The sequence below is a fragment of the Mesorhizobium sp. M0184 genome, assembly GCF_040322215.1.
GTDB lineage: Bacteria > Pseudomonadota > Alphaproteobacteria > Rhizobiales > Rhizobiaceae > Mesorhizobium.
On record NZ_JAMYSZ010000016.1, the window covers coordinates 48,250 to 73,799 of the forward strand.

At 62.6% G+C, this 25,550-nt stretch carries 25 protein-coding genes; 12 read left to right on the forward strand and 13 right to left on the reverse strand.

Annotated elements, in window-relative coordinates; genetic code table 11:
* Positions 1 to 66 precede the first annotated feature (66 nt).
* Both NKJ23_RS20100 and NKJ23_RS20105 read left to right on the forward strand, forming a co-directional pair.
* Positions 67 to 672 carry a TetR/AcrR family transcriptional regulator gene (locus NKJ23_RS20100; RefSeq protein ID WP_352540898.1) on the forward strand — a complete coding sequence of 202 codons (606 nt, stop codon included), beginning with the start codon at positions 67 to 69 and terminating at the stop codon, positions 670 to 672.
* A 228-nt stretch (positions 673 to 900) separates the two neighbouring features.
* Positions 901 to 1,494, forward strand: coding sequence for a hypothetical protein (locus tag NKJ23_RS20105; protein ID WP_352681827.1), 594 nt, complete (start codon positions 901 to 903; stop codon positions 1,492 to 1,494).
* 17 nt (positions 1,495 to 1,511) lie between these two features.
* Here the strand turns inward: NKJ23_RS20105 and ppa are convergent, their stop codons facing one another.
* The 6 genes from ppa to NKJ23_RS20135 form a co-directional block, all read right to left on the reverse strand.
* Positions 1,512 to 2,042 (reverse strand): inorganic diphosphatase, encoded by a 531-nt coding sequence (gene ppa, locus NKJ23_RS20110; protein ID WP_352451245.1) that lies wholly within the window; start codon positions 2,040 to 2,042, stop codon positions 1,512 to 1,514.
* A gap of 116 nt (positions 2,043 to 2,158) precedes the next feature.
* On the reverse strand, positions 2,159 to 2,665 hold the full coding sequence (locus NKJ23_RS20115) for a GNAT family N-acetyltransferase (RefSeq protein ID WP_352681829.1): 507 nt from the start codon (positions 2,663 to 2,665) through the stop codon (positions 2,159 to 2,161).
* A 117-nt stretch (positions 2,666 to 2,782) separates the two neighbouring features.
* The gene (locus NKJ23_RS20120) at positions 2,783 to 3,421 is read right to left on the reverse strand and encodes a TPM domain-containing protein (protein WP_352681831.1); all 639 of its coding nucleotides are present in this window, start codon (positions 3,419 to 3,421) and stop codon (positions 2,783 to 2,785) included.
* Positions 3,422 to 3,431: 10 nt separating this feature from the next.
* Positions 3,432 to 4,274 carry a TPM domain-containing protein gene (locus NKJ23_RS20125; RefSeq protein ID WP_502902553.1) on the reverse strand — a complete coding sequence of 281 codons (843 nt, stop codon included), beginning with the start codon at positions 4,272 to 4,274 and terminating at the stop codon, positions 3,432 to 3,434.
* Positions 4,275 to 4,326: 52 nt separating this feature from the next.
* A complete protein-coding gene (locus tag NKJ23_RS20130) occupies positions 4,327 to 5,169 on the reverse strand; it encodes a TPM domain-containing protein (protein WP_352681835.1) in 843 nt (280 codons plus the stop codon).
* A 167-nt stretch (positions 5,170 to 5,336) separates the two neighbouring features.
* On the reverse strand, positions 5,337 to 5,975 hold the full coding sequence (locus NKJ23_RS20135; protein ID WP_352681837.1) for a LemA family protein: 639 nt from the start codon (positions 5,973 to 5,975) through the stop codon (positions 5,337 to 5,339).
* 161 nt (positions 5,976 to 6,136) lie between these two features.
* Between NKJ23_RS20135 and NKJ23_RS20140 the strand changes: the two genes are divergently transcribed.
* The 3 genes from NKJ23_RS20140 (at position 6,137) to NKJ23_RS20150 (ending at position 8,112) form a co-directional block, all read left to right on the forward strand.
* Positions 6,137 to 6,388 carry a hypothetical protein gene (locus tag NKJ23_RS20140; RefSeq protein WP_023678142.1) on the forward strand — a complete coding sequence of 84 codons (252 nt, stop codon included), beginning with the start codon at positions 6,137 to 6,139 and terminating at the stop codon, positions 6,386 to 6,388.
* Positions 6,389 to 6,397: 9 nt separating this feature from the next.
* Entirely contained in the window at positions 6,398 to 7,282 is an 885-nt protein-coding gene (pdxY, locus tag NKJ23_RS20145; protein ID WP_352681839.1) for a pyridoxal kinase PdxY, read from the forward strand.
* Positions 7,283 to 7,344: 62 nt separating this feature from the next.
* Complete coding sequence (locus tag NKJ23_RS20150; protein WP_352681921.1) at positions 7,345 to 8,112, forward strand: DUF429 domain-containing protein; 768 nt, start codon at positions 7,345 to 7,347, stop codon at positions 8,110 to 8,112.
* 11 nt (positions 8,113 to 8,123) lie between these two features.
* On the opposite strand, the gene NKJ23_RS20155 is transcribed toward NKJ23_RS20150, so the two are convergent.
* Positions 8,124 to 9,326, reverse strand: coding sequence for an aromatic ring-hydroxylating oxygenase subunit alpha (locus tag NKJ23_RS20155; protein WP_352681841.1), 1,203 nt, complete (start codon positions 9,324 to 9,326; stop codon positions 8,124 to 8,126).
* 415 nt (positions 9,327 to 9,741) lie between these two features.
* Here NKJ23_RS20155 and NKJ23_RS20160 point away from each other — a divergent pair, with 415 nt between their 5' ends.
* Positions 9,742 to 10,146: a hypothetical protein gene (locus tag NKJ23_RS20160; protein WP_352681843.1), complete on the forward strand. Its 405-nt coding sequence runs from the start codon at positions 9,742 to 9,744 to the stop codon at positions 10,144 to 10,146.
* Positions 10,147 to 10,236: 90 nt separating this feature from the next.
* On the opposite strand, the gene NKJ23_RS20165 is transcribed toward NKJ23_RS20160, so the two are convergent.
* Together NKJ23_RS20165 and NKJ23_RS20170 are read right to left on the reverse strand one after the other, a co-directional pair.
* The gene (locus NKJ23_RS20165) at positions 10,237 to 12,324 is read right to left on the reverse strand and encodes a PAS domain S-box protein (protein ID WP_352681844.1); all 2,088 of its coding nucleotides are present in this window, start codon (positions 12,322 to 12,324) and stop codon (positions 10,237 to 10,239) included.
* Between the two features lie 46 nt (positions 12,325 to 12,370).
* The gene (locus NKJ23_RS20170; RefSeq protein ID WP_352681923.1) at positions 12,371 to 13,147 is read right to left on the reverse strand and encodes a response regulator; all 777 of its coding nucleotides are present in this window, start codon (positions 13,145 to 13,147) and stop codon (positions 12,371 to 12,373) included.
* A gap of 46 nt (positions 13,148 to 13,193) precedes the next feature.
* Here NKJ23_RS20170 and NKJ23_RS20175 point away from each other — a divergent pair, with 46 nt between their 5' ends.
* Positions 13,194 to 13,880 (forward strand): response regulator transcription factor, encoded by a 687-nt coding sequence (locus NKJ23_RS20175; protein ID WP_023678149.1) that lies wholly within the window; start codon positions 13,194 to 13,196, stop codon positions 13,878 to 13,880.
* A 75-nt stretch (positions 13,881 to 13,955) separates the two neighbouring features.
* On the opposite strand, the gene NKJ23_RS20180 is transcribed toward NKJ23_RS20175, so the two are convergent.
* Positions 13,956 to 14,123: a hypothetical protein gene (locus NKJ23_RS20180; RefSeq protein WP_352451255.1), complete on the reverse strand. Its 168-nt coding sequence runs from the start codon at positions 14,121 to 14,123 to the stop codon at positions 13,956 to 13,958.
* A gap of 596 nt (positions 14,124 to 14,719) precedes the next feature.
* Here NKJ23_RS20180 and NKJ23_RS20185 point away from each other — a divergent pair.
* Positions 14,720 to 15,181 carry a L,D-transpeptidase gene (locus NKJ23_RS20185; protein WP_352681846.1) on the forward strand — a complete coding sequence of 154 codons (462 nt, stop codon included), beginning with the start codon at positions 14,720 to 14,722 and terminating at the stop codon, positions 15,179 to 15,181.
* 71 nt (positions 15,182 to 15,252) lie between these two features.
* On the opposite strand, the gene NKJ23_RS20190 is transcribed toward NKJ23_RS20185, so the two are convergent.
* Positions 15,253 to 18,336, reverse strand: a complete 3,084-nt coding sequence (locus tag NKJ23_RS20190) for an efflux RND transporter permease subunit (RefSeq protein WP_352451257.1) — start codon at positions 18,334 to 18,336, stop codon at positions 15,253 to 15,255.
* Entirely contained in the window at positions 18,333 to 19,610 is a 1,278-nt protein-coding gene (locus NKJ23_RS20195; RefSeq protein ID WP_502894784.1) for an efflux RND transporter periplasmic adaptor subunit, read from the reverse strand. The genes NKJ23_RS20190 and NKJ23_RS20195 overlap by 4 nt, the downstream gene beginning before the upstream one ends.
* A 149-nt stretch (positions 19,611 to 19,759) precedes the next feature.
* Here NKJ23_RS20195 and NKJ23_RS20200 point away from each other — a divergent pair, with 149 nt between their 5' ends.
* The 4 genes from NKJ23_RS20200 (at position 19,760) to NKJ23_RS20215 (ending at position 23,701) form a co-directional block, all read left to right on the forward strand.
* Complete coding sequence (locus tag NKJ23_RS20200; RefSeq protein ID WP_352540889.1) at positions 19,760 to 20,296, forward strand: TetR/AcrR family transcriptional regulator; 537 nt, start codon at positions 19,760 to 19,762, stop codon at positions 20,294 to 20,296.
* Between the two features lie 194 nt (positions 20,297 to 20,490).
* Positions 20,491 to 21,135: a carbonic anhydrase gene (locus NKJ23_RS20205; protein WP_352681849.1), complete on the forward strand. Its 645-nt coding sequence runs from the start codon at positions 20,491 to 20,493 to the stop codon at positions 21,133 to 21,135.
* Between the two features lie 10 nt (positions 21,136 to 21,145).
* Positions 21,146 to 21,556, forward strand: a complete 411-nt coding sequence (locus NKJ23_RS20210) for a nuclear transport factor 2 family protein (protein WP_352681851.1) — start codon at positions 21,146 to 21,148, stop codon at positions 21,554 to 21,556.
* Between the two features lie 90 nt (positions 21,557 to 21,646).
* The gene (locus tag NKJ23_RS20215) at positions 21,647 to 23,701 is read left to right on the forward strand and encodes a M3 family metallopeptidase (RefSeq protein ID WP_352681927.1); all 2,055 of its coding nucleotides are present in this window, start codon (positions 21,647 to 21,649) and stop codon (positions 23,699 to 23,701) included.
* 381 nt (positions 23,702 to 24,082) lie between these two features.
* Here the strand turns inward: NKJ23_RS20215 and NKJ23_RS20220 are convergent, their stop codons facing one another.
* Entirely contained in the window at positions 24,083 to 25,420 is a 1,338-nt protein-coding gene (locus NKJ23_RS20220) for an LGFP repeat-containing protein (protein WP_352681853.1), read from the reverse strand.
* Between the last annotated feature and the right edge of the window lie 130 nt (positions 25,421 to 25,550).

Consider the following 25,550-nt stretch of genomic DNA (forward strand, 5'->3'; position numbering starts at 1 on the left):
TTGCAGGAGCGCGAAACATACGTACCGACCGGTAACATTGTCAACCAGCTAATCGGCAGACCAGGCATGAAAAGCATTGAACCAACGATCAAGGCGAATGACGCACCCCCGCCTCGCGCCGCCGAACGGATTCTCCAGGTGGCGCGCGATCTGTTCTACCGGCAAGGCATCAGGGCGATCGGCGTCGACGAGATCGTGCGGCGTGCCGGCGTCACCAAGCCCAGCCTCTACCGCAGCTTTCCGTCCAAGGATGAGCTGGCCGCATCCTACCTCCGGCACTATGACCTCGAATTCTGGGAGCGCTTCGACGAGGCGGTGGATGCCCATCCCGGCGATCCGCGCGCGCAGATCGTCGCCTTCCTGACGCGTGTCGGCAAGCGTACGCAAAGGCCCGATTATCGTGGCTGCGGCATGACCAATGCCGCGGTCGAATATCCCGAACATGGCCATCCGGCCCGCGTCGTGAGTGAGGCCAACAAGCAGGAACTGCGCCGCCGCTTGCGCGCCATGGCGGCGGCGATGGGCGCCGGCGACGCCGAGACGCTGGGCGACGGGCTGCTGCTGCTGATCGAGGGCGCCTATATTAGCGGCCAGCTGTTCGGTGCCGGCGGACCGGCGCAGTCGGTGGCCCGCAACGCCGATCTTCTGATCGAGGCAAGCTTGAAGAAATAGCTCTCTTGCTGTCTGTGCCGGTCGGGAGCAATATGATTGCTACGCTTTGGCCTCACATTGCACGTAACGCCTTGAACTCGATTGCTCGAACAATTTTGGACGATCTTCAAAAGATGTTCCTGCTTCACTACCAAACGTTCGTTATATCTTCTTCTTTTTCCGCGTTGTACGCCCTGTATTTTTTTGCAAGGCTTAGGTCGAGATAGGGTTCAGAGGGGATTCTCCACCATGCGTGCCCTGCTGCTTGTTCCGCTTATCCTCGCCGGTTTCTGCCAGGTGGCCCGGGCCGGCGACATATCCAGCGTCTATACCGATCTCGATTGGGAGAAGGACTGCGTCACCTATGCCCAAGCGGAAGAAGGCGACGGCGACTGGGCCGATCTCGCCTGTTCGGGCTACCGCGGCTACCCGGTGCTGGTTTCCTACGATGATGCGCGGGAATCGCTGTTCTACGGCTTTCCACCTGGCGATATGACCACGGTCTGGGAAAGCTTTTCCGGCCTCAATTCGGCTGGACCCAAGGTCGAGTGGCGTATCGAAACCAACGGCAAAACTGCCATTCCTTTCGCGGTCATCCATCGTCGCTCGATCAGCGATAGCGAGGGCGAGAACAAGTCGACGGAAGTGCTGATTGTCGCCAAGGTTGCCCAGCCTGACGCCCACGAAGGCTGCACGATCGGCCTTGTGCTCACCACCGGCAATCCCGCCGCCAACGATCAGGCGCGCAAGCTTGCCGACGAGAAGGCACGCACCTTCGCCTGCGGCAAGGACAAGCGTGAGGTGCTTGGCGACGCGCCCGCTTTCGGCCGCGTCGACAACTGATTATTTGCGCCCGATAATTACTTGCGCCTGGCCCGCTCGATTGCCTCGACGATCATCTTCTTGGCATAGGCCGCATCGTACCAGCCTTCGATCTTGACCCATTTGCCGGGTTCGAGATCCTTGTAGTGCTCGAAAAAGTGCTGCACTTGCTGGCGGGTAATGTCGGGCAATTGCGTGTATTCGTGGACGTCCTCGTAGCGCAAGGTCAGCTTGGGTGAAGGTACCGCGATCACCTTCTCGTCCTGGCCCGCATTGTCCTCCATCACCAGCACGCCGATCGGCCGTACATTGATGACGCAGCCTGGCACCAGCGCGCGCGTGTTGCAGACCAATACGTCGATCGGGTCGCCGTCGCCCGACAGCGTATGCGGTACGAAACCGTAATTGCCGGGATAACGCATCGACGTGTGCAGAAAGCGGTCGACGAACAGCGTGCCGGCTTCCTTGTCCATCTCGTACTTGATCGGCTCGCCGCCGATCGGCACCTCGATTATGACGTTGACGTCCTCGGGCGGGTTCTTTCCGCTGGCAATCGCTTCGATACGCATCGCTTTATCCCTCTCTCGATTGCAGATCGATAGCGGGCGACGGCGAATGGTGCAATGCGGCGAATGGTACGGGGAGATCGTCCGAACCGAAAACCGGCCGGATCATGCGCTGGCCGTCATTCCCAGACGAAAGCGACCTTCTTCAGCGCCTTCTGCTCGAATATCTCGACGCCTTCGGCAACATCGCGGCCACCGGCGCCGGCATAGAAGGCAAGTGCGTTCTGATTGTCTTCCAGCGCCCAGACCACCATGCCTTTCAGGCCATGGTCGGCCAGCCGTGCCCGCGCGGCCGAGAACAGCCGGGTGCCGAGCCCGATGCCTTGATATTCCGGCCGCAGGTAAAGTTCGTAGATCTCGCCCTGCTGCCTGAGTTCGCGGGCGCGGTTCTTGCCGATCGTCGCATAGCCGGCAATTTTGCCGCCGATTTCGACGACCAGGACGGTGGCAGCGCGGCGAATGGCATTCGCCCACCAGTCGGCGCCGCGGCGGTTGATCATCGATGTCAGCGTGCGGTGCGGGATGATGCCCGAATAGGCGCCGCGCCAGGCCTCGAGATGCACGTCGGCGATGGCGGCTGCATCGCGCGGTTCGGCTTTCCTGATGTCGATGCTCAGCGTATTCATGATTGGTTAACCATAAACCCGCCGCGCCCGATTGCAAGAGTCCGGTCAACCGCCGCGATGCTTTCACACAGCCGGACGGTGCGTCCTTGAGACGCTGCGAAACCGCTTTTGGCGAGATCAAATCTCGACCAGATGGTCGTCCAGTTCGTTGCTGTCGCCGGTCGAGACCGGAAAATGCTCGGCCAGTACCGCACCGACTGCTTGGATCGCCTTGACGAACCCCTCGGCAAGCCGATCGTCGCCGGCATGCGCCGTAAGGTCGCGGACGACACCGTCCCAGACATGCTGGCCGACACGAGAATCGATCCCGCTGTCGGCGACCACCTCGGCGTAGCGCTCGGCAATCGAGACGAACACCAGCACGCCAGTGCGCGCCGTGGTGCGGTGGACGTTGCGGGCGAGGAACTGCTTCATCGCATTGGCGTGGGCGGCCTGGTAGCGCAGCCGCCTCGGCACCAAATGGATGCGCAATGCCGGCAATGCCCACAACAGGATGAGCACACTGGCAAGCGCCAGAAGCTCGGCGATGACGAAATGCGGCAAGCGGATCGACAGCCACCAGGCTTCCAGCCCATAACCGACCGCGAGGCTGACGACGAGCATGCCGAGCGTCGCCATGAAAGCGGCCGGGAAGAAATAGCTGTCGCTGGCATGCGCCACGACGCAGTAGATCTCGCCGTCGGTCTTTGATTCGGCAGCGCGGATCGCACCGGCGATGCGCTCATGATCCTCGGGGCTGATCGGTCGTGTTGCCATGATTGATGTCTCACCAGCTTCCTGAAGAACCGCCGCCGCCGGACGAACCGCCGCCGCCTGAAAACCCGCCGCCGGAACTTCCGGACGACCAACCGCTGCCGGAACTTCCAGACGACCAGCCACTGCCAGACGAGGTCCCCGACGTCCAGCCACCGCCACCGGAGGATGACGAAGCTGGCCCACGGCCGTAGCGAAACGTCATGCCCAGCCACTTGTACACGCCCGGCGACAGTTGCGTGCCGAAGATCGGCGGCAGGAACGCCATTGCCAAGCCGCCGAAGAACATCGTCGCCCACAGGACAATGAACAGCATGAAGATGGGATCGACAGGATTGTCATTCGCCGGATTGCGCTTGCCGCGCGCCTCCAGCTCTTCGGGATTGCCTTCCAGCACCATGATCATGTCGTCGACGGCCTTGCTGATGCCGCCCGAGAAATCGCCGGCACGGAAGGCCGGCACCATGTCATTTTCGATGATCAGCTTGGTGTGCAGGTCGGTCAGCGTGCCTTCAAGCCCATAGCCGACTTCGATGCGCATCTTGCGGTCGTTCGGCGCCACCAGAAGCAGGACGCCGTTGTTCTCCTTCGCCTGGCCGAGTCTCCAGGCGCGGAACAGCCGGTTGGCGTAAGGCTCGATCTCCTCGCCGTCGAGGCTGGGGATGGTCGCGACGACGATCTGGTCGGACCCTTTGGTCTCGAACTCGGCAAGCTTCTGCGTCAGCGCCGCCTCGGTCGTGGCATCGATGATGCCGGCATTGTCGACGACCCGTCCGGTCAGCGCCGGCAGTGCGGCGGCGAGGGCCGCGAAGCCGACCAGCAGCACCGCCATGGCCAACAGCGCGGTGCCGATCATTTTGATGAAACGGCCGGATTCCACCGGGCTGATGGCGTGTCTTGTCATCTCGTCACCAACTTCCCGAGGAGCCGCCGCCGCCGGACGAACCGCCGCCGCCGGAAAACCCGCCACCGCTTGAACCCGACGACCATCCCCCGCCGGAACCTCCCGACCAGCCGCCGGATGACCGCCGGTTTGGCTCGAAGGTCATGCCCAGCCAGCGATAGCGGCCGGGACCGATCTTCTGGCCGAAGATCGGCGGCAGGATGGAGGCCGCGAGGCCGCCGAAAAAGATGATTGCCCAGATGGCTATGAAGATCGTGAAGAACAGATCGTCGCTGTTGAACGGCGGCTGCTGGTTGCGTTCGCCGCGCGCCTCCAGTTCTTCGGGATTGCCTTCCAGCACCATGATCATGTCGTCGACGGCCTTGCTGATGCCGCCTGAGAAATCGCCAGCACGGAAGGCCGGCACCATGTCGTTTTCGATGATCAGCTTGGTGTGCAGGTCGGTCAGCGTGCCTTCCAGCCCATAGCCGACTTCGATGCGCATCTTGCGGTCGTTCGGCGCCACCAGAAGCAGGACGCCGTTGTTCTCCTTCGCCTGGCCCAGTTTCCAGGCGCGGAACAGCCGGTTGGCGTAAGGCTCGATCTCCTCGCCGTCGAGGCTGGGGATGGTCGCGACGACGATCTGGTCCGAACCCTTGGTCTCGAAATCGGCAAGCTTCTGCGTCAGCGCCGTCTCGGTTGCGGCATCGATGATGCCGGCATTGTCGACGACCCGTCCGGTGAGGGTTGGCAGGTCGGCGGCGAAGGCGATGAGAGGGAGGAGGAGAAGGCTTTGGAAGACGAGCAGGAAGGCCAGGCTGGCGTTCTGTCGCGCCCCCCTCTGTCCTGCCGGACATCTCCCCCTCAAGGGGGGAGATCGGCTGTCACGGCTGTTTTCGCCAATCTCCAACGTTGCCGGATGGGCGGTGAGGCCAAAGCTGCCAATCTCCCCCCTTGAGGGGGAGATGCCCGGTAGGGCAGAGGGGGGCGCTACGGAGTGCAAGGCCAATAGGGACCACGCTCACCGGCTGTTCTTCACCCGCCCTGCTGCGTGCCGAAATCGACCTTCGGCGGCTGCATCTTATCCTCCTCGATGGTGAAATTCGCAAACGGCTGGTTGCCGCGGAACCACAAGGTCGCCCAGATCACCGACGGGAAGGTCCTCAGCGTCAGATTGTACTCTCTCACTGCCTGGATATAGTCGCGGCGGGCGACCGTGATCCGGTTCTCGGTGCCTTCGAGTTGTGCTTGCAGCGCCAGAAAGTTCTGGTTGGCCTTGAGATCGGGATAGTTCTCCACCACCGCCAGCAGGCGCGACAGCGCGCTGGTCAGGCCGGCCTGGCTGTCCTGGAATTTCTTGAAGGCTTCCGGATTGTTCAGCGTTTCCGGCGTCACGGTCACCTGCGTCGCCTTGGCGCGCGCTTCGACCACGGCATCGAGCGTGTCCTTCTCGTGCGCCGCGTAGCCCTTGACCGTGTTGACCAGATTGGGGATGAGATCGGCGCGGCGCTGGTATTGATTCAACACCTCGCTCCATGCGGCCTTGGCGTTTTCCTCAGCTGTTGGAATGGTGTTGTAGCCGCAGCCGGCAAGTAGCGGCAGCATGACGGCCATAACCAGGAACGCAGCTAAATTACGGAAGATTGGCGGCGAAGAAAGGCGCTGGGCAAGCATGATAAGTCCCCTCGATAGCATTGGCAGGCGAAGCATTAGCACAATCCTTGCGTAAGAAAATGACTTCGGCCGAGAAGTGTTACTGGTTTCTGCCATTCGCCGTCGGGCCCTGTGACAGACGAGGCGAACGGGTTAAGCTCGGCATAAAACGGGACATCACCATGGCGAAACGCCACGACAGCGACGCGGAATCGCGCCGCATCATCGAACGGGTGGCGCGCGAGACCGACCCGGGCGGCACCTCGTTCCTTGCACGAACCACTAAAGGCGCGCGCGACCACGTCACCGCGGCCGATGCCGACCGGTCGGACCCGATCGAATATTGGGGCACCCGCATCGGTCGGGCAGCGGGCTTGCTTATTGCCATCGGCCTGTTGATCTGGCTCGTGCTTTTCGTCACCAGGGGCAGTTAGGAAAAATCAATGAGTGCCGAAAAAACCGACGCGCCGCGCGCGGTCATCGTCGTCTCCAGCCATGTCGCCCGTGGCTCGGTCGGCAACCGTGCCGCCGTCTTTGCGCTGGAGACGCTCGGCTTTCCGGTTTGGGCGGTGCCGACTGTCATTTTGCCCTGGCATCCGGGCCATGGCCGGGCCACCCGCATTGTGCCACCGCTGGACCAGTTCAAGGCGCTGATGACCGACCTCGAGCGCGCGCCGTGGCTGGGCGAGGTCGGCGCCGTGCTGTCCGGCTATCTCGGCGAGGCTGGCCAGGCCGAAGCCGTCGCTTCGCTGGTCGGCGCGGTCAAGGCGAAGACGCCGGACGCCCTCTATATCTGCGATCCGGTGATGGGCGATTCGGGCGGGCTCTACGTACCTGAGCCGACCGCAATCGCCATGCGCGACCGGCTGATGCCGATCGCCGATATCGCCACGCCCAATCGCTACGAGCTGGAATGGATGGCCGGAGCGCCGCTGCCCGACTTGAAATCGGCAATGGCTGCAGCCCTGCAGGCCGGCCCACCGGCCATGCTGGTCACATCGGCGCCGGCGATGATGGCCGGCGGCACCGGCAATTTACTGCTCGCCGGCAGAGAGGCACTGCTTGCCGAACACCGGCTCATCGACAAGCCGCCGAATGGGCTCGGCGACCTGACGGCGGCCGTCTACCTGGCGCGGATCCTGTCCGGCCAGCCGGCCGCCAAGGCGCTGCAATCGACCACGGCGGCGGTCTACGAGATCCTGGCGCGGACCGCCAAGCGCGGCGGCGACGAGTTGCAGCTCGAGACCGATGCCCAGAGCCTGTCGCACCCGATGGCGATGGTGCAGCTTCGCCATCTCCTGCATCCGGAACGGGACCGCCGGGCGTGACACAGGCCGAAGACGCCGTGCCCCAGGATGGTGCGCCCAAGGACGTTGCGCCCGACGATGTTATGCCCTGGGGTGTTGTGCTTGTCGGCGTCGACGGTTGCAAGGCCGGCTGGATAGCCGTCCGCCGCGATCCCGGTGCGGCACCGTCGACAGCCGTTTTCCCAAGCTTCGCGGCGTTGCTCGACCGACTGCCCGCCGACTCGTTGGTAGCGGTCGATATGCCGATCGGCCTGCCCGATTTCTCCCAAAGAGGCGGTCGCGGCCCGGAGGCGCTGGTGCGGCCGCTGCTTGGGGCCCGGCAGTCCAGTGTCTTTGCCATCCCCTCCCGCGCCGCGCTCTACGCGGAGATCGAAGCCTTCACCACGGTCGACGCCTGGTACGCCGCACATCGCAAGGCAAGTGAGGTGGCCAAGACGACCTCAGATCCGCCGCGCGGTGTCTCGATCCAGGCCTTCGGCATCTTCGCCAAGATCCGTGAGATCGATTCGCTGCTGATCGCGCGCCCCGAACTGCGCAGCCGCGTGTTCGAATCGCATCCGGAAGTTGCCTTCTGCAAACTGAACGGCGACCGGGCGATGCGCCTGCCAAAGAAGATCAGGGGCAACATCAATCCGGCCGGCATGGCCGAACGCAAGGCGCTGCTTGCCCGGCATGGCTATAGCCAGGATTTTCTCGACCAGACGCCGCCGCGCGGCGCGGCCGCCGACGATTTCCTCGATGCCGCGGCGATGATGCTGGTTGCCGGACGCATCGTCAAAGGCGAGGCAATGCCGTTTCCGGATCCGCCGCTCGCCGATCGTTTAGGCATTCCCGTCGCCATCTGGGCCTGAGGACCAGGGCGTCAGGAGCGTGATCTGAGCGCCTCGTTGAGTGCCCACATATCCTTCTCCTCGGGCGCGGTCTCCAATCCGAGCACGGGAACTTGCTTACGCAAATGGTCGTGGTGGGTGCGCACGCCATATTCGAGATCGGAGAGGTAAAAACCTCCGAAGGCTTCGGACAGCATGGATTCGTTGGACCATATCGAAAGCTTCACGTCCTCGGCCAGCGTGTCGCGGTCGATGCGGTAGGATAGGTAGCGGGCTGCCGCCTGTTCCCTGGTCTCGTCGCGATAGCGGTAGATGGCGCCGCGCAGCAGCGTCTCACCCGTCGACAGCGGAAATTCCTGATAGAACTGCACCGATTCCGGCATGATCGACAGCACGTTGTTCGGGAAGATGCCGTAGTAGATCCAGGCCTTGCGCAGGTGTTCCGGCAGGTGCTTCGCCTCGGGTGCGAGCTTGATGTACTGCGCGACGCTCCAGCGCCGTCCGGCATGCGGATTGTAGGTGGCGAACGAGCGCGACACGCCGTTGACGAACGGCTCGTCGAAATAGGTCGCACCGTAAAGGTCCTGCAGCGCCGGATGCGCCATGGCGACGTGGTAGCCTTCATTGTCGACATCGCGCACCGACTTCCAGTTGACCGGCGTCTTTTGGGTCCAGATGCCCCAGGACGGCACCATCTCGGCGACGCCGTAATGGGCAATCTCGGCTTCGATCGGCTTCAACAGCTCGGCCACCGATGGCTGCGGCCCACCCTTGCGGAAACGGATGAAGATGAAGCCCATCCAGATTTCGAGCTCGAGCGGCATCAGGCCGAAATCGGTCTTGTCGAGGTCGGGGAAGGAACGGGGGCGGGCAGCACCGCGCAGCGTGCCGTCGAGATTGTAGACCCAGCCATGAAAGGGGCAGACCAGCGCATTCTTGCAAGTGCCTTGGCTGTCGGCAACGACGCGACTGCCGCGGTGGCGGCACATATTGTTGAAGGCGCGCACAACGCCATCCTTGCCGCGCACGATCAGCGCCCGCTCGCCGACCACATCCATCGTGAGATAGTCGCCGGCGTTCGGCACGTCGCAGACATGGCCGGCGATCTGCCAATGGTTGCGGAAGACGTGCTCTTTCTCGAGTTCGAACAAGGCGTCGGAATGATAGCTCCAGCCCGGCAGCCCCCGCCGATCCCAATCGTTTGGGATTGCCACGTCACGCAGATGCGGGTTCATAAAAGGCTCTTCATTTATTGAATGATCGTTCAATAAAAGCATATTTTCCGTTGAAATGCAATGGCTTGGAAAAACGGGGCGAATTCTTGACGGGAAATCGAGCGGGATTCGAGAGCCCAGTCCGAACGATCGAAGCCGGGAAAATCCCGGGAATTCCAGACGTTAATCCCCTTACGCTTGTTGAGCGCCCGACGCTCTGTGGGCCTGGAAAGGCGACGTGGATCTGGTGCCGTGGGTAGCGGAAAACGAGAATGCCACCGGTGCTGCCAGCTACGCCGGATCGGTTTGCCCAGGAATGGCCGCGGGCTTGGTTTCATGCCGGTTACACAATCGTTAATCCATCACCGTTAGCCGGTTACAAGGTGCGATTAAGTTCGTTTCAACAGGGAAAAGAAGAAGACCGAAGGAAACGACGATGCGTACGAAAATCCAGATCACCGATACCGACCTTCGCCAGCAGGGTCCCCAGCGTAACGACCGACGCCCGAAGCTGGCGCTGCGCCAGCGCGCCAGTGATCATCCGATGGCGATGTTCATGCTGCTGGCGGCTGCCGCATTTGCCGGCATGGCGTTGACGCCGACCGTCGGTCCGGCCTTCGCCTCACTGAACCCGCCGGCCAACCTCATCGATGGCGCGACAACCACCACCAAGACGGCGCGCCTGCCGATGCCGGAGATCGATTTTGCCTGCAAGGGGCAGGCCTGGGGCGCCGAGAGCCTGGATTGCCTGCGTGTCATCGCTGCCCAGTCGGGCAAGGCACGACCGGTCCGCATGATCGCCAATACCGCCCCGTTGGCTGATACGCCGAACGTTTTTTGATTTTTTTGCGAGCGCCCTCCAGCACTCCAGTCAGGCTCCCGCCGCAATGTCGGCCGGGAGCCTTTTTCTTCCGGGGCGAGATCGCGGAGTCTAGCCGCCCAGAGCGGCCTGCTCGGCAATGGCCGAGAGCACGCCGCGCACATCCAGCGTGCTGAACGGTTTTTCGAGGATCGGCGGTCGCTGCTGCGCCGGCAGCGCTTCGATCTCGCCTTTCGCGCCGATCAGATCGCCGGTGACAAGCACGAAGCGCCGCGCCAGACCCGGCATTTCGGCGAGTAGCTCGCGATAGGCGGCTATGCCGCTGCTGCCGGGCATGCGCAAATCGGAAAACACGATGTCCGGCGGCACATGGCCGCTCAGCGTCGCGGCGGCCGAGATCCAGGCCGGCACGACCCGCGACTTGATGCCCATCAGCTCCAGAATATCGGACAGCGACGCGGCGACATCCGGCTCATCGTCTATGATCAGCGCGTGACGCAAGCCGCTCGACCGCGACGGAGCTTCGCCGGCGGCGGCCGCGCCGGCAGCGATCGCCGGCAGCTGCACGACAAAACGCACACCTCTCGGCGAAACCTCCTCGAACCAGATATTGCCATTGTGCCGCTCGATGATCGATTTCGAGATCGACAGGCCGATGCCGGTACCGACACCGACCGGCTTGGTGGTGAAATAGGATTCGAATATGCGTGAGCGTATCGCTTCCGGCACGCCTGGCCCGTTGTCCTCGACCGAGAATCCGGGATTGCCGCGGTCGCTGCGAAACGTCCGGACCTTGATCCGGCGGTCGCCGGCAACGCCGGCCAAGGCGTGCTGGCTGTTGATGAGGAAGTTGGCGGCCACCTGCGTCACGTGGTCGGCATCGGCCATGGCCAGCAACGGGCCGCCGGCGAAATCGGTGTCGATGATGATGCCGCTCGACCGTGCACCATAGGCGGTCACTTCGAGTGCGGCGCGGATCACCTGGTTGAGGTCGGTTTCGGCTTGTGCGGCCGGGTGCAGGCGGACCATCGACAGGAAGCTCTTGACGATACGGCCGCAGCGCTCGGCAGCGGCGCGCACCTTTTCGGCGCGCACCTTGGTCTGCGGATCGGCGGCGAATTCATGCAGCAGCGTCGACTGGGCGACGACCACGGCCAGCGGGTTGTTGAGCTCGTGCGAAACGCCGGCAAGCAGCGAGCCCATCGCCGCCATCTTCTCGTTCTGGTGCAGTTTTTCGCGCTGGCGGTTGATTTCCTCCTCGGCGCGCAATCTGTCGCGCAGGTCGCGGATAGAGCCGAAGATCAGCTGGCGATCGGCGACCCGCATCTCGGTTGCCGTCAGCTCGATCGGAAAAACCTCGCCGGCGGCGTTCTGGGTGACCGTTTCGAGCCGCTGGCCGACCATCGGCGCGCCGCGGCCCGACATATATTCGGCGCCGGACGCATAGCCCTTGCGGTAATATTCCGGCACGACCGTGTCGAGCAGGTCCTTGCCGAGGATATCGCTGCGCCGATAGCCGAACATCTTCTCGGCGGCCGGATTGAATTCGATGATCGAGCCGGTCTCGTCGATGACGATGATGGCGTCGAGAGAGGCCTGCAGCATGGTGCGGCGAATGACGTCGCTGGCATGCGCGTCGGAGGGCGACCGTTCGATGGCATCGCCGATGGCGAGTGCCACCATGTGCAGCGCCGCCTCTTCCTGGTCGGTCCATTCGCGTTCGTGGATGCAGTCGTTGACCGCCAGCGTGCCCCACAAATTGCCGTGCGAAAAGACCGACACCGACAGGAATGACTTGATGTTCTGCTTTTCGAAATCGGTCCGCAGAAAGCCTTCGAGATCGCGTGTGTGCCCGGCGAAGATCTTGCCTTGACGCTCGTCCTCCGCCAGCCGTTCCAGCAATGGGTCCGAATCGACGACCGACTGCATGATGACGGTCGGTGACGCCAGTTCGCCGCCAAACCGGGGGGCGATCCAATAAGCGGCGACCGACTGGGCGAAGCCCTGGCCGGGCAGTTCGCGCAGGCGAAACAGGATGCCGCGGTGACAATCCATGGCTTCGCAAAGCGTTTGGAGAATACCTTCCATCTCGCGCTGCCAATCGCCGGCTTCGCGCAGCCGGCGAACCACATGCACGGCCACCATCGCCGCGCCCTGCCTGGCGCCCTGCATGTCCGCGCGTGTTGTTTCAGCCGTCATGGTCAGCCGTCATTTCCTGGCCGTGGCTTGCTCAAGCCGCCGGGCCTTAGTTGTTCTCCCCGACTGGCAGTGAGAAGATATAGCCTTCGCCGCGCACCGTGCGCAGGAATTTCGGATTGGCCGGATCCGCCTCGATCTTCTTTCTCAGCCGCATGATGCGGATGTCGACGGCGCGGGACGACTCCGGGTCCTCGACGAAACCGATCGCCTCGGAGATCGCCGCCCGCGTCAACAGCCGGTTGGCGCGCGTCAGGAACACCTCCAGCACGTCGAACTCGCTCTTGGCCATGTCGATGACCGCGCCGTTGGCGCCGGTGACGAGCCTGCCGTCGAGATCGGCGTGAAAGGGTCCGAAGCTCACGGACCGGCGGCCGGATGTTTCAGCCTTGGCCTTTTGTGGCTCCGTCGGCTCCGGAACGCGGCGCAGCACGCTGCGCACCCTGGCCAGCACTTCGCGCAATTCGTAAGGCTTGACGATGTAGTCGTCAGCGCCGAGCTCCAGTCCGACGATGCGGTCCAGCGCGGTACCGGCCGCCGTCGCATAGATGATGCCGATCGGCATTTTCGACCGCATCCAGCGGCCGAGCGACAGGCCGTCCTCGCCCGGCATGGCGATGTCGAGAATGGCCAGATGGAAGGACTGGGTTTTCAAAAGGTCGCGCGCCGCCGCCGCACTTTCGGCCGTGGCCACATCATAGCCGCTGGCGCCGAGATACTCGGCGACCGCATCCCTCAGGTCGGGCTCGTCCTCGACAATAACAATTCGTGCCCGCACGATGCTTTCGCTCCCGCTTTCAGCGGAAAGTAGATTGGGTATAAACATGATGTCCAGCACTCTTCTTGGGTTGCCGTATGCGGGGTAGAAAAACATGGCTGCACGATCCGTTATCGCGCTTGTTTCCGTCGCTGAAGTAATTGCGACCGATCTCGCCGATCATCTCGAGCGGCGCGGTCATGACGTCCGCGCGGCGCGACAGCCGTGGGAGGCCGAATCGCTGCTTTCGGAAAAGGGTATCGATGTCGTGGTTGTCGGCGACAGCGTCAGCCAGGCAGAGGGGCGCGACCTGCTCAGGCGACATGGCGGCGAAGGTGGACCGGATTTCATCCTGATCTGCCGCCCGGCCGATCTGGTCGACAAGGTTCTGGCGCTCGAACTCGGCGCCGCCGATGTCGTCGAAAGCCCGCTCAATGTCAGGGAGCTTGCCGCTCGCGTAGGCGGCCTTCTGGCTCGGCGCGGCAGGAGCGCCGGGGAACTGATCGTGCTGGAGAACGCGACGGTCGATCTCCGATCGGCCATCGTCATGCACCGCTCGGGCACGGAAGAACAGCTGTCCCCCGGGCAGGTGGCGCTGCTCAGGCTGTTCCTGGCCAGCCCGCGCAAGGTGCTGACGCGGGACGACATCATCGCCGCCGCGCCCGCCGAAAATGCCGAAGCCTTCGATCGGTCGATCGATTCGCGCATCGTGCGGCTGCGCCGCAAGCTCGATACCGAAACCATCACCACCATACGGGGTGCGGGCTACCGGTTCGATCCGCCCACGCAATTCACCGATTGAAGGCAGGACGGCCACCCTTTTGTCTTGAGCATCGATTTTCCCAAAACCGGTTTCCACTTTGGGGTCCGATGCTCTTCAGCGCACCACGAGAAGCGACGGGCCGGACAGCATGTCACTGTTCGTGCTGACCTCGCCGGCATGGGCACGTTCCTTCAGCAGCACGGTGGCGAGGCCGGCAATGCCGAGCAGGCCCTGGACATAAAGCAGGGCGGAAAGCACGGAAGCCGCGAATTTCGTTTTCATCCTGTTCGTTCCTCAAAATTGGAATTTACGGGCACTTCAGGGGAACCCCCGAAGCGCCCGCGCCGCCAGCGGAGCCCCCCGTTGCGGCGCGGGCCTTCGGTCCTCTCGGCTGCAAGTTGCCGGAGGCGCCGCGCATCCTCAACGGCCCTAAGCCGCCCCCGCCAGAGGGGCTTGAGCCGGTCGACGCGCAGGCTGGAAACTGTCCAGACCAATCCAGACCGTCGCGAAAACAGTGTTGGCTTCCGATCGTTCGTTGACCGCTGTTTTCGTTAGGTCAACTTTGCCTGTTCGCTGTATCCGGATCATGCCGCCGAGGCTGCGCTTTGTTGCAGCTCGGTTTCGGAGTCAGGTGAATTCCTATCAAACGAAAGACAATCGCGTATTCGCGCCGCGGTTTGGCCGATCCGCCTAGGCAAACACGCCACCGTCATAACGACGTCGTGCAACTGCAAGCTGCTTTGCACGGACCTTTTCTGTCAGGGGAAACAGAATCGAAACACAAACGAGCATCTAGCGAAATCGGCTTGAAACACGACGCCCCGATAAGCCGGTCATCGAATTGAGCCGGCCCCGACCGGCAGAATAGGGGAGACATCATGTACACTGCCATTTCCGCCAAGCTCATCAACATCGCCGCCGCCGTCATCACCGGTACTGCCTTGCTTTTCGGTGCCGGCAACGGCGCAGCCCACGCCGCCAACAAGATCGTCGCGCGTGTGTCGCTATCGCAGCAGACCATGGAAATCCTGGTCGACGGCCGGCCGACATTCGCCTGGAAAGTTTCGACCGGCGACAGGACGCACGTCACGCCGACCGGTTCGTTCAAGCCGACCCGCATGCATGAAATGTGGTACTCGAAGAAATACGACAACGCCCCGATGCCGCATTCGGTCTTCTTCAGCGGCGGCTACGCCGTACATGCGACAAGCGTCATCAAGCGCCTCGGCCAGCCAGCCTCGCATGGCTGCGTGCGTCTGCATCCGGACAACGCCGCCGATTTCTACCAGCTCGTCGAGGTCTTCGGCCCGGCCAACACCCGCATCGTCATCGTCAAGTGAGCGATACTGCTCTCGTCGCTCTCAAAAAAGGCCGGAAATCCGGTCTTTTTATTGTACAATGTTAGTACAATCTAATCCGGCATTACCGGCATCAGCTTCGGATCCGGCTTTTCGGCGTGATGCGGCAGGTCCTTGCTGGCGATAAAGGTGTAGAACATCGGCACCACGAACAGCGTGAACATGGTTCCGACCAGGATACCGGTGAAGATCACCAGGCCCATCGAATAGCGTGCCGCGGCACCCGCGCCGCTGGAGATGATCAGCGGCACCACGCCGAGCGCCATCGCCGCCGTCGTCATCAGGATCGGCCGCAGCCGCACCCTGGCCGAGGCGATGATCGCATCGCGCCGCCGCATGCCGTGCATTTCACGCTGCTGGTTGGCGAACTCGACCAGAAGGATGCCGTGCTTGGTGATCAGGCCAATCAGCGTGATCAAGCCGACCTGGGTGTAGATGTTGAGCGTGCCGAGCCCGACATTAAGCGGCACGATCGCGCCGAAGATCGACAGCGGCACCGCCATCATGATGATCAGCGGATCGCGGAAACTTTCGAATTGCGCCGCCAGCACCAGATAGATGACGAGCACCGCCGCCGCGAAGGCGATGATGATCGTGTAGCCCTGTTCCTTCTCCTGGCGCGATTGACCGGTGTAGTCGATGAAGAAGGTGTCGGGCAGGCTTTCCCTAGCGATGTCCTCGATGGTCCTCAGCCCGTCACCGGTGGTGACGGTGGGCAATGGCAGAGCGGAAATCGTGGCGGAGTTCAACTGGTTGAACTGCTCGATGGCGGCCGGCGACGCGTTGGTCGAGATCTTCACCACCGCCGAAAGCGGCACCATCTCGCCTGAGACGCTGCGCACGAAATACTCGCCCAGTTTTTCGGGATTGTCGCGGAATTGCTGTGGCACCTGCGGGATGATGTCGTAGCTGTTGGATTCGCGGTCGAATTGCGCCACCTCGGCACCACCGACCAGAAGCGTCAGCGTCCGGCCGATGTCGGCGATCGGCAGGTTGAGTGCCGCGGCGCGGTCGCGGTCGATCGTCACCGTCACTTGCGGCGCGTCGTAGGACATCGAATTCTCCACGGCGAGGAAGCGGCCGGAGGCCTGCGCCTTGTTCTTGATATTTTCCGCCGCCTCGTAGACTTCGGAGGCCTCGCCGGTCGAGCGCACTACCATCGTGATCGGCAGGCCACCGCCGGAGCCGGGCAGCGTCGGCGGCGCGAAGACGAAAGCCTTGACGCCCGCCACCTTGGCAAGGCGGGCAGTGATGTCTTCCTGAAGTTCCTTCGAGCTGCGCGCGCGCTCGGCCCAGTCCTTGAACGCAAAGCCGACGAAAGCGCTGTTCGTCGGGCCTTGGAACGCGACGGCGGAGAACCGCGCCCTGGTTTCGGGGATATCATTCACCAGCCCGAGAATTTGGTTCACGTAGGTCTCGGTGTAGTCCGACGTCGCATAGCGCGGCGCGTTCACGATAGACAGTAAGAAGCCCTGGTCTTCTTCCGGCGCCAGTTCGCTCGCGGTCTTGGTGAACATGAAGCCGGTCGTGGCGACCAGTGCGATGACGATCATCAGCGTCACCGGGCGATATTTCAGCGAGCCGCTGACCAGCCGCTCATAGAGGTGTTCGACGCGCCCGAACGTGTTGTCGACAATGCGCTGGAAGCGGCTGTGCGAGCCGGCCCTCAGGATGCGTGCCGACATCATCGGCGTGACGGTTAGGGCAACGACACCCGAAAGCACCACCGAGCCGGCAAGCGTCACCGCGAATTCGCGAAACAGTGCGCCTGTCAGGCCGCCGGTGAAGGCCAGCGGCGCGAACACGGCGGCCAATGTTATCGTCATGGCGACGACGGCGGACGAGATCTCGCGCATGCCGTTGAACGCCGCCTGCATCGGCGACAAGCCGTCTTCCTCCATGTGGCGGTGGATGTTTTCCACCACCACGATGGCATCGTCGACGACGAGGCCGATCGCCAGCACCATGGCCAGCAATGACAAAAGATTGATCGAATAACCCAAAGAAAACAGTAGGAAACAGACGCCGATCAACGACAGCGGAATGGTCACGATCGGCATCAGCACCGAGCGGAACGAGCCGAGGAAGAGCAGGATAACAACGATGACGATGGCGACCGCCTCGCCGATGGTCTTGAACACCTCCTCGATCGACGCACTGATCTGCTCGGTTGAATCGTAGACGATCTCCATCGTCATGCCTTGCGGCAGCGTCTCCTGGATGGTCGGCACAATCTTGTGGATTGCCGACGCCGTGGTCAGCGGATTGGCGGCCGGCGTCGGAAAGATGGCGAGAAAGATGCCGGGCTTGCCGTTGAAGGTGACCCTGGTGTCGGTGCTCGCCGCGGCGAGCTCGACGCGGGCCACGTCGCGCAGTCTCACGACATTGCCGTCTTTCGAGCGGAGCGGAAGGGCAGCGAAAGCCTCCGGCGTCTGCAGGGTCGAGCGAACCGTGATCGAGGAAGCCACATATTCGTTTTCGGTATCGCCGGGCGCCGAGAGGAAATTCGATTCGTTGATGGCGGTCAGCACTTCCGCCGCCGTCACGCCGTGCGCCGCCAGTTTGATCGGGTCGATCCAGACACGCATCGAATATTCGGCGGCGCCGAAAATCTGCACGTCGGCGACGCCTTCGACCGTCGAGATACGCGGCCGCACGACGCGCTCGATATATTCGGTGAGCTGTTCCGGCGTCATGTTCGGATTCTGCATCGAGATGTACATCATCGCGAACTGCTGGCCGGTGCCCTTGACGATCACCGGATCTTTGGTTTCGTCCGGCAGATCGCCGCGAACGCTCTGCACCTTCGACAAGACTTCGTTCAGCGCGACGTCGGGGTCGGAGCCGAGTTTCATCTGCACTGTCACGGTGCTGGATGACGGCCGGCTCGCCGATGTCACATAATCGATGTTTTCGGTCGACGCGACGGCACGCGCGATCGGCGCGGAAATGAACCCCTGGATCAGGTCGGCGCTGGCGCCGGGATAGGCCGTGGTGATGGTGATGGCCGTTTCTTCAACCTCTGGATACTGCCGGATCGAAAGGTTGAAGATGCCCTGAAAACCCAGAAGCAGGATCATGCAGGCAAGCACGGTCGAAAGGACCGGGCGGCGAATGAAGAGGTCGGAAAAGCTCATTGCTGGGCTGCCTGCTGGTTCCCTGGCTTGCTCGGATCGATCGTGTTGTCGACGGCAACGGACATGCCGTTGGAGAGCCGGTTCTGGCCGGCGGTAACGACTTCGTCGCCGGGCGCGATGCCCTCCAGAATCTCGACCAGGCCGGCGTTGCGGCGGCCTGGCTTGACGAACACCTGGGCTAGCACGAGCTGCGGCTTCTGTTCTTCCGCTGCCGGCTTGCCTTCCGCTGCCGGTTTGGCTGGGGTAGCGGCCGCCTTTTCGTCGGGTTTTGCCGCGGGTGCCTCGGCTGCGGGCTTGGCAGCATCTGCAGCCGGCTTTTCTCCCGGCTTTGCCTCGGGCGCCGCGCCGTTGGCTTCGGCGGATTTGGCCGGGCGCACCACGAAGACGAAGTCGCCGTACAGGCTGGAAGTCAGCGCCGTCTGCGGCAGCGCCAGCACGTCGTTCTCCTCGGGCAGTTCGACGCGCACCTGAACGAACTGGCCGGGCGTCAGCTTGCCTTCGGGATTGCCGACCTCCGCCCTTACCGTCACCAGCCGGCTGGTCGGGTCGATCTTCGGATCGATGCCGCGGATGCTGCCGGTGAACGGCATGTCGCCGCCGCCGACGCCCAACCGCACCGTCTGTCCGATCTTCAGCTGCGGAAGCTGCTGCTCCGGCACGGTGAAATCGACACGCATCGTATCCATGTCCTGCAAGGTCACCACAGCGGTGCCGGGTGTGAGATACTGGCCAAGGTCGATTTTCGGAATACCGACGGTACCCTTGAAGGGGGCCGTCAACTGCTTTTGGTCGAGCACCGCTTGCAGCTTGTTTACCTGCGCGGCGGAGACCGATGCTGCTGCCTGCGCCGTGTCGAGCGTAGCGTCGGTGCCGACCCCGCGCTTCTGCAGCTCAAGAGCGCGCATCAGCGTCGTCTGGTCGGATGTGGCTTGCGCTTTCGATGCCACGAGGTCGGCCCGCTCGACTTCATCGTCGAGCTGCAGCAGCACGGCGTTGGCGGCGACCTTTTGATTGGCATGGAACAGGATGTCCTTGACGATGCCCGCGGTTTCGACGGTGAGGTCGACGCCGCGTACGGCACTGACAGTGCCGATCGCCTCGATGCCGGGCGTCCAGGACATCGGTTTGACGATGACCGTCGACACGGTCGCGGCCGGCGGCTTCATGGTGGCGAAGAACTGTTTGATCGCATTGTCGCGAAACAGGTTGAAGCCGACGATGCCGCCGCACACCAGCACGAGCAGAATGAAGGCGATGATGAAGCGCTTGATCACGAACAGTCCCTCGGCCACGGCCCAGCATAACGGTCGGATGACCGGAACACATACCTGTGCCTGGTCCCAATTTCAAATGACGGCGATCTTACTGTACCGTCTGGACGGTCTTGTCAATTCCGCCTAAGCTAATGAATGGGGAACGCTTGATGAAGGCCCGCAGAGCAAATTCGCGCGAGAAGATCCTCGCCGCCGCCGCCGCCGTGGCGCGCGAGACGGGTCCTGGCAGCCTGTCGCTGGATGCGGTCGCCAGCCGTGCCGGCGTGTCGAAGGGTGGTCTTCTCTACAATTTCCCGACCAAGGCGAAATTGATGCAGGCGCTGGTGGAGGATTACCTGCGCGCCTTCGAGCAGGCCCTGGAGTCCGCCCGCACGGCCGGCGTCAACGGCGAAAGCCCGCTTGCAACTTACATCAAGCTGTCGGCCGAGCATGCCGAGGAATCGAAACCGTCGGCATCCTGGATATTTTCGGCGATTGCCGAGGATCCCGATTTCCTGACGCCGATAAAATCGTTCAGGCGGCAGCTATTCGAGCGGCTGAAGCAGGAGACGCCGAACCTCAAGGCGCTGCTGGTCTGCTATCTCGCCATCGAAGGGCTGCGCAGCATGAACCTGTTCGATTCGGACATTCTCTCCCCCGAAGAGCGCCGGCTGCTGATATCGACCCTGCTGGACATCGCGGAATAGTCGAACCGCCAATCTGCGGTTCTGAGGCCGATTAATGGCGGCGTTCGTTCACCCGTGTCAAAACACGGGCTGGTACGTCGAAACCACGCCATTCCGCTTTCCGAAAATCGGTTCCGATTTTCGGGCCGATGCGCTAGAGCCTTTCGGGATTGAACCGAGCTGCCTTCAACCCGGAAAGGCTCCCACCGCTGCCCATGCCCCATCTTCCCGAGCATCTTCTCACCGGCTACCGCAGTTTCATGAGCGGCCGCTATCTCACCGAAAGCGGCCGTTATCGCTCGCTGGCGCGGGAGGGCCAGGCACCGGAAACGATGATCGTCGCCTGCTGCGATTCGCGGGCCGCGCCCGAAGCGATCTTCGATGCCGGGCCCGGCGAGTTGTTCGTGCTGCGCAATGTCGGCAATCTGGTGCCGCCCTACGCGCCCGACGATCAGTTCCACTCGACATCGGCGGCGCTCGAATTTGCGGTGCAGAGCCTCAAGGTCAAGAACATCGTGGTGATGGGCCACGGCCGCTGCGGCGGCATCCGCGCGGCACTCGACACCACGGCCGCACCCTTGTCGCCGGGCGACTTCATCGGCAAGTGGATGAGCCTGATCGCGCCCGCGGCCGAGACCGTATCGTCCAGCACCTTCATGACCGCGACCGAGCGCCAGACGGCGCTGGAGCGCATCTCGATCCGCTATTCCATCGCCAATCTGCGTACCTTCCCTTGCGTCTCGATCCTCGAAGGCAAGGGGCGGCTGTCGCTGCACGGTGCCTGGTTCGATATTTCGACCGGCGAGCTTTGGGTGATGAACAAGGACACCGGCGATTTCGAGCGGCCGGAGATGGAGTAGGAGACAAGGCATGACGCGACTTCGGGACGCGTTCGCGGCTGCGGCACTGCTGTGCTCGGCAGATTTCGCCCGTGCCGACGATAGCGCGATCATCGATCGCTGGTATTCGGCACTCCTCGTCGCCGACCGCAGCGAATTGTCGGACCTGCTCGCCGACAACGTCCGCATCAAGCTCGACGACCTCGGCGTCGTGCAAAGCAAGCAGGAATTCATCGCCTCGATCGCCGAGTGGCAAGGCGCCGTCGCCGGGGCCGAAATCCGCCATCGGATCGAGAAGACGGAGGGCGGCGTCACCACTGTCATCGCCTGCTATGATTTTCCCAGCAACGACATGCTGATGCAGGAGACCTTTGCAGTCGCCAACGACCAGATCACCGCCAGTTCGCAAGCCGCGATCGCCGAAAATTGCGACGGCTACTGACGGAACCATGAACGGGACCCGCTGTTGCGCGCGACCGGCCGGCGTCCTACATCGGTGACGATCCGCCTCCTCCCGCCACTCAGCGAAAGTTTGCCCATGCCGTCCACCGTCGACCTCGCCGCCCATCCGCTGACCGCATGGCAAGGGCCGCTCGGCCTGCCCGATTTCACGCGCATCGGCGACGGCGATTTTTCTCCGGTCTTCGACGCGGCCCTGAAGGCGCATGAGGCCGAGATCGAGGCGATTGCCGGCAACACCGGGACACCGACGATCGAAAACACGCTTGCCTCGCTTGAGCTTGCCGGCGAGGCGGTCGACCATGTCTCCTCGATCTTCTGGTGCCGCGCCGGCGCCCACACCAATGAGGCGATCCAGGCGCTGGAGCGCGACATCTCGCCAAAAATGTCGCGGCATTACTCGGCGATCTCGATGAACGAACGCCTGTTTGCCCGCATCGACGATCTCTATCAGCGCCGCGAGGCTTTGAAGCTCGATGCCGAAACGCTGCGGGTTTTGGAAAAGACCTGGAAAAACTTCGTCCGCTCCGGCGCCAGGCTCGACGCCGAAGGCAAGAAGCGGCTTGCATCGATCAACGAGGAGTTGTCGTCGCTCGGCACCAATTTCGGCCAGAACGTGCTTGCCGACGAGCGCGACTGGGCGTTGTTCCTCGACGAGGCCGACCTTGCCGGCCTGCCGGAATTCCTGAAAAGCTCGATGGCGGAAGCCGCCGAGATGCGCGGCCAGAAGGGCCGCTACGCCGCCACTTTGTCGCGTTCGATCTACGAGCCGTTCTCGACCTTCTCAGAACGCCGCGACCTGCGCGAGACGGCGTTCCGCGCCTTCATCATGCGTGGTCAGAATGGCGGCGCTACCGACAACACGGAAGTGGTGCGCGACATGCTGCGCCTGCGCGCCGAGAAGGCGAAGCTGCTCGGCTACGCTTCCTACGCCGCGTTGAAGCTCGACGACACCATGGCCAAGGCGCCGGAGGCGGTGCACTCGCTGCTCGATCCAGTCTGGGAAAAGGCGGTGGAAAAGGCCGCAAGCGACCAGGCCGAATTGCAGCGGCTGGCGATCGAGGCCGGCAGCAACGAGAAATTCGCTGCCTGGGACTGGCGCTTCTATCAGGAGAAGCTGCGCGCAGAGAAATTCGCCTTCGACGAGGCCGAGCTGAAGCCGTATCTGCAGCTAGACCGCATCATCGACGCCTGTTTCGACGTGGCAACACGATTGTTCGGCATTTCTTTCGAAGAAAAGAAGGGCATTGCCACCTGGCATCCGGACGCCCGTGTTTTCGTCGTGAAGAATGCCGACGGCAGCGAGCGCGGCCTGTTCCTCGCCGATTATTTCGCGCGGCCCTCGAAGCGCTCCGGCGCCTGGATGAGCGCGCTGAAATCCGGTTATTGGCTTGGCCCTGGCTCGAAGCCGGTCATCTACAACATCATGAATTTCGCCAAGCCGCCGGCCGGCGAGGCCGCCTTGCTGTCGGTCGATGAGGCCAAGACCCTGTTCCACGAATTCGGTCATGCCCTGCACGGCATGCTGACCGACGTCACCTGGCCGTCGGTCGCGGGCACGTCGGTCAGCCGCGATTTCGTCGAACTGCCCTCGCAGCTTTACGAGCACTGGCTGACGGTGCCGGCGGTGCTGGAAAAACATGCGCTGCATGTCAAGACCGGCATGCCGATGCCAAAGGCGCTGGTCGACAAAATGCTGGCGGCGCGCACCTTCGGTGCCGGTTTCGCCACGGTCGAGTTCACGGCCTCGGCGTTGGTCGACATGGCCTATCACGCGCGGCCGGACGCGGCGGATCAGCCGCTTCGTTTCGAAGCCGAAACGCTCGAAAAGCTCAACATGCCCGACACCATCGCCATGCGTCACCGCACCCCGCATTTCGGCCACATCTTTGCCGGCGATGGCTATTCGGCCGGCTATTATTCATACATGTGGTCGGAAGTGCTTGACGCCGACGCCTTCGCCGCCTTCGAGGAGACGGGCGATCCCTTCAACCCGGCGCTGGCCGAGCGGCTGCGCAAGAACATCTACGCCGCCGGCGGCTCAAAGGACCCGGAAGAACTCTACACCGCCTTCCGCGGCAAGATGCCTTCCCCGGAAGCGATGATGGCCAAGCGCGGACTGGTGTGATGCATGCCCGCTCTTGTCACCGTTCTCTTTCCATCCTGATTGATCTCGGCTGTCATGGCGGCGGGTTGCGCACCGCCTGATCCGGTTTCCGCCGATCCCGCTCGGCCCCGTTGGCCGGTCGCGTCGTTGAGGTGACTGCACTTAATGCGGTCTCCATCGTTCCGGCCGAAGGAGCCGCGTTCATGGCGGCACTACGGGCTGTGCGGGGTTAGGCAACGACAGCTTGCCCGCTATGCTGATCGGCCGCTGCCGCATCTGGACCGCGCCTTGCGACGACCGCTACGGAAATAAATCTCTCAGTCGCGAACGTCAGCCCCGCCAACGGAAGGCGGGGCTGGTAAGTTGATTGTCCCGGCAAGCTTTTTTGCCGGGGCGATTGGCCTAGGCAGGCACAAAGCCAAAATAGGCTTTGTAGGAAGCCCCCTCGCCGGAAATCAGGGGCGTTTCCACTTTGAACCCAATCCCGCTGAAGGTGGTATTGTTCGTGCGTGCCGCGAGCAACACCATCTGCTTTGCGGAGATGGTCACTGTCGCGCTCCCGATCCTGTCATCGCCCCAATCGAAGAGATCGCTGATGGCGCCGCCGATCGATGGCATCAAGGATCCCAGGGCGGGGCCGGCTATCGCGGCAATGATAGGTCCTGCCACCGGAATGAGGCCCAAAGCCAGCGTGCCCGCCGTATGGACGCCCATGACGATCTTCTGCACCTCGTCCTTGTATTTGTTGGGGTCGCCAAAATCGTTTTCCATCAGCACCGTGCCGATATTGATGCCGTAGGGCTTGCCTCGATAGATTTCCATAAGGTCGGGTCTCGTATCTCCGGCATCGACGTCGCCATAGACCTGGCTGCGCCTGGTGTCGGCGATCTGCGGCGTTGTCACGCTGACGATGACATAGGGTTCGTCCGCACTCGATCCCTGATCCCAGTCGGTTTCGCCGAAGCAATGGAGGCCGGTATAGTGGACGACGACATCTCGAAGGTCGATCGCGCCGGTGTCGGGCCACCAGTATATGCCACCGTTTTCAAACAGATTGGCACGGCCACCATCGGCAAATTCGGTCTCGTCGGTCGTGGGATAGCCCAGATATGATTGTTCCCAGCCCAGGCTCTCCCACTTCTTGCGGATGTCACCGTACACCACGTTGGCTCCTGTGTTCGGTGTCCAGTAGATCGAGCCGGCATTGGCAAAATGGTTGTAGCGCCCGACGCCGTCGGGAGTTCCGGTTTCGTCGGTGACCGGATAGCCGAGAACCGAGCGCTCCCAGCCCATTGCTGCCCATTTGCCGCGAATTGCCCCCCAAATCGCTTGAGCACCGGTATTCGGTGTCCAGTAGATCGAAGCGGTATTGTTGTTGAAGTGATTGTATCGGCCGACGCCGTCGGGAGTTCCGCTTTCGTCGGTGCAGGGAATGCCCCACGCGAGACCGCCAAGCGCAATCCACTTCCTGTAGATTTCGCCATGGATCTCAAAGGCGTCGTGCATGGCATCGTTGTAACAAATGCATGAGCCGTTCTTGAGATACCAGGCTTTTCCAGTGTCCTTCCTGTCGATCTCAGCGAAGCCGGCGCCTCCAAGGGAGTTGTACTTTTGCTGTATGACAGCTTCGGGCGAGAGGAGCGACCAAGGCCCGATCCTGAGCTGGTCGGAAAGTCTTGTGGCTCCAGCGCGGATGGTGCCGGCACGCACTCTCGAAGTTGCTCTGGCAGTATACGGCATGACCTTTTCCTTCCTGTGAGTGTTGGTATCGGGGGCTTCAGGCCTCCGGCGATCGGTTTTGATCGACGGGCCGAGGTTCCCAGACCGCGACTTACGGACGGCTTACGGAGTTCCGAGCTGCGCCAGAGCA